This window comes from Dyadobacter sp. (assembly GCF_051859145.1).
Classification (GTDB): domain Bacteria; phylum Bacteroidota; class Bacteroidia; order Cytophagales; family Spirosomataceae; genus Dyadobacter.
This window is the reverse complement of record NZ_JBHYGF010000397.1, coordinates 1-3,699: the sequence shown is the minus strand read 5'-3', so window position 1 is coordinate 3,699 and position 3,699 is coordinate 1. Positions and strand designations below refer to the sequence as shown.

Sequence of the window (3,699 nt, the reverse complement as noted above, 5' to 3'; positions counted from 1 at the left end):
ATCCACGCTTTTCCAAAAGTGGGCAAGGAGACGATTGCGGAAGAAATGAACATTTGTCTCGGCAGCTCTTCGGCGATTATGGCCGCGAACAGTGCCGCCCTGGGTGTGGATACCGCATTTTGCGGGATAGTGGGCGACGATTACTTCGGGGAGTTTATCCTGCGGGAACTTCGGAGCAAGTCGGTGGACTGTGCGCACATTAAAACACAAAAGGGCCAGAAAACGGGCTGCACGCTGGTCATGAGCTACGAGCAGGACCGCGCCAATGTGACTTTCCCAGGCGCAATGAATGCATTGACCATCCACGATATACCTTTTGAAGAAGGCGGTTCCTACCAGCATTTGCATGTATCGAGCGTGTTTTTACAGCAGGGAATCCAAGCTGATATCGAGCAGGTGTTGATCAAAGCTAAGGCAGCAGGGATGACAACTTCCCTTGACCTGCAATGGGACCCTGCCGAGCAGTGGGCCTTCGATTATGCGCGCTGCCTGCCTTATGTAGATGTTTTCCTGCCCAATGAGGCAGAATTGCTCGCACTCACAGGGGCCGGCTCGGTTAGCGACGCCATAGAAATGATACAACCTTACCTGAATACACTTGCGCTGAAAATGGGCCGCAACGGAAGCATGGGCGTGCGCGGCGACCAGCAGGTGGCGGTACCTGCATTTGAGGGGACACACTTTGTGGACGCGATCGGCGCGGGCGATTCATTCAATGCGGGATTTATCCGGAAATATATGGCTGGCGGCAGTCTCGAAGACTGTCTGCGTGAGGGAAATCTGATGGGCGCCGTGAACACGACCGCCGCCGGAGGTACCGGTGCATTCTGCGACCGCCAAAAGCTTAGCGAAAACATACAAGCCTTTTGGGGGCTGGAACTAAACCTGATATGAGACTGAAAGAAAAATTAAGGGAGCTTACAAAGCAGAAAAAAGGATTGCTGGCTACCAATTACTACGATCTGGAAACCCTTCACGGTGTGTTACAGGCAGCAGCGGATTTGAAACAACCGGTCATTCTGCAACTTACCCAAAGCTCCATTGACTATATGGGCCTGAAAACGGCGGTCAGCCTGGGGCGGAACGGACTGGAAGAATTCGGTGTCGAAGGCTGGATCCACCTGGATCACGGCGGGTCGGTGGACCTGGTACAGCGTTGTCTGGATGCAGGATTCGATTCGGTAATGATCGACGGGAGTGAGCTGCCTTTTGAGGAAAATGTGAAGCTGACCAAAGAGGTTGTTGAGCGGGCGAAAAGTTACGGCGTGCACGTGGAAGCTGAGCTGGGTTATGTGGCCAAACTGGGCCAGTCGCACGATGGCAGCGGGTTTACCCAGCCTGACGAAGCGGCGGCTTTTGTAGACGAGACGGGCGTGGATGCATTGGCAGTCGCCATTGGTACAGCGCACGGTTTTTACAAACAGGAACCCAAACTGGACATTGACTTGCTACGCAGAATTGCTGAGAAAACAGCTGCTACCCTCGTCTTACACGGAAGCTCCGGCGTGCCGCACAACCAGGTGCAGCAGGCAATTTCCAACGGGATTTGCAAGGTGAACCTGGCAACCGAGATCAAGAATATATTTATGGCTTCGCTCAAAACGGAACTGACGAATAACCAGGATATCGACTTGCGCAAGGTATTTCCAAAAGCAACCTGCAAGATCACCGAGCTGGTCAAAACCAAACTTGAAATGGTAGGGAATGTAGCAGTGTAGAACAATCCTATAATCGGACAGGCGCTTGAATGGTACTATCGACATATCTGCACAGGTTTCGCACGAGTTGTTGTGGGACCGGTTTCGGGCGGGCGACAGGGAAGCATTCGGGAAGCTTGCGCTGCATTATTATCAGTTGTTGTACAACTACGGGCTCAATCTGAATTCCGACGAAGATTTTGTTTCCGACTGCATTCAGGAGCTTTTCCTCGAACTTTGGGAGCGGCGCACGTTTTTGTCCCCAACAAATTTTGTAAAAACCTATCTGCTCCGCGCGCTCCGCAATAAGATTTTCAAAGAGAGCATCCGCCTGAAACGCTTCAAGGAACCCAAAGACGTACCTTTCGCCACGGGTTCTGACATTTCAATAGAATCAATGCTGGTTTTGAACGAGGAAGAAGCGGCGCAGGCCAGGCAGCTGAAAGCAGTTTTGGAAGGACTTACCACCCGCCAGCAGGAGATTGTATACCTTCGATTTTACCAAAGTCTGGAATTCGACGAAATCGCTCATATTATGGGACTTTCGCGCCAAAGCGTGGCCAATTTGCTTCACCGTACACTGAAAAAGATCAAGGAAAGCTGGGCGGTAGTTCTGTTCTTGTCCGTGCTTCTTCTTTTTTCTTCCCATTAAAAACGGCAAATCAGCGCAGCTGAGGCATTTATATCATTATTTGAAAAAATAATTGAATTGACCTGGGTATGTAATGCATTAAAATGGACTATAAGGTGATTCCTAAGTCAAATGCATTGCATTCATGCCTGATTACAACACTTATACGATTGAAGATTTAGCCCGCGACGCCTATTTCCGCCATTCGGTTTTGCGCCCGGATAGTGAATCAGATGCGTTCTGGCAAATTTGGATTCTGGCCGGAGAAGGCCGGAGAGAACGTTTTGAAAAAGCGCGTTTACTGGTGATCGCGCTGGAAAATCAATTTCACAAAAAACTTCCGGAAACCGAAGTGCAGCGCCGCGTGGGCCAATTGCTTGGCAAGCTGGATGAAGTGGGGTCGGCTCCTGAAACCAGAAAATCCTTTCTTTCCGGTTACTGGTGGCGGGTCGCGGCGGTGCTGATCATTGGTCTGGGTTTCATGCTATGGATATGGCGGCACAATCCGAAAGACGGCTTTTCAACAAATGAAACTGCACAGATTGCTGACATCACGAAGCAACTCATTGCCCGGGAAAATACCACAAAACACAGTCAAACGCTCATTTTAAGCGACAGTAGCATTGTAACGCTTTTCCCCGGAAGCAAGCTGCAATTCCCCAAAACATTCAGTGGCGAAAGTCGGAAAGTAACCTTAACTGGCGATGCATTTTTCGAGGTGACCCACGACGGCAAGCCATTTCTGGTGTACGCCGGCGAAACGGTGACCCGCGTTTGGGGCACCCAATTCCGCGTCACGGCTTTTCCTCAAAACAAGGATGTGAAGGTTAGTGTGAAAAGCGGAAAAGTGTCGGTCCACAAAGCGGGTGAATTTATCCTTCCCAAACCTTCTGAAAAACAGGAAATCCCGGGCGTAATGCTCACCCGACACGAGCAGGTCGTGTTCGACAAAGCGCAGGATGCTCTGGAAAAAACGCAGTTGACCGACTTAAAAATCATCACCCAAAACAGGGGTTTACAGGCGCAGGTTTTTGTAGACACACCTGTCACCGAAGTTTTCAAAGAGCTGGAAAACATGTATGGAATCGAGATACAATTCGACGAACGCGTTTTCGCCGACTGTAAAATCATCACCTCATTCCGCGGAGAAACGCTCATCGAACGCGTAAACAGCATTTGCCAGGCCATCGATGCAAGTTTCGAGCCTGCGGGAGGCGGAATTGTCATTTCAGGAAGGGGCTGTGGGAAGTAATTTTCAGGGTGACAAAACAATAATCACAACAAAACCAGCAACAAAACTTGTAGCCTATGAACTAAACCTTTTCAATCAATTCACAAAAAAGGCTGGCGGTGTTTGAGCCACCACCAACC

Annotated in this window: 4 protein-coding genes; all 4 read left to right on the top strand. The window is 50.1% G+C overall.

Features of this window, described 5'->3' with window-relative positions; genetic code table 11:
* On the top strand, window positions 1–894 hold an 894-nt coding region (locus ACTIE6_RS20095), incomplete at its 5' end, for a carbohydrate kinase family protein (RefSeq protein ID WP_439558347.1).
* Window positions 891–1,718 carry a class II fructose-bisphosphate aldolase gene (locus ACTIE6_RS20090; protein WP_439558346.1) on the top strand — a complete coding sequence of 276 codons (828 nt, stop codon included), beginning with the start codon at window positions 891–893 and terminating at the stop codon, window positions 1,716–1,718. The genes ACTIE6_RS20095 and ACTIE6_RS20090, both read left to right, overlap by 4 nt.
* A 25-nt stretch (window positions 1,719–1,743) precedes the next feature.
* Complete coding sequence (locus ACTIE6_RS20085; RefSeq protein ID WP_439558345.1) at window positions 1,744–2,349, top strand: RNA polymerase sigma factor; 606 nt, start codon at window positions 1,744–1,746, stop codon at window positions 2,347–2,349.
* A gap of 124 nt (window positions 2,350–2,473) precedes the next feature.
* A complete protein-coding gene (locus tag ACTIE6_RS20080) occupies window positions 2,474–3,580 on the top strand; it encodes a FecR family protein (protein ID WP_439558344.1) in 1,107 nt (368 codons plus the stop codon).
* Window positions 3,581–3,699 lie beyond the last annotated feature (119 nt).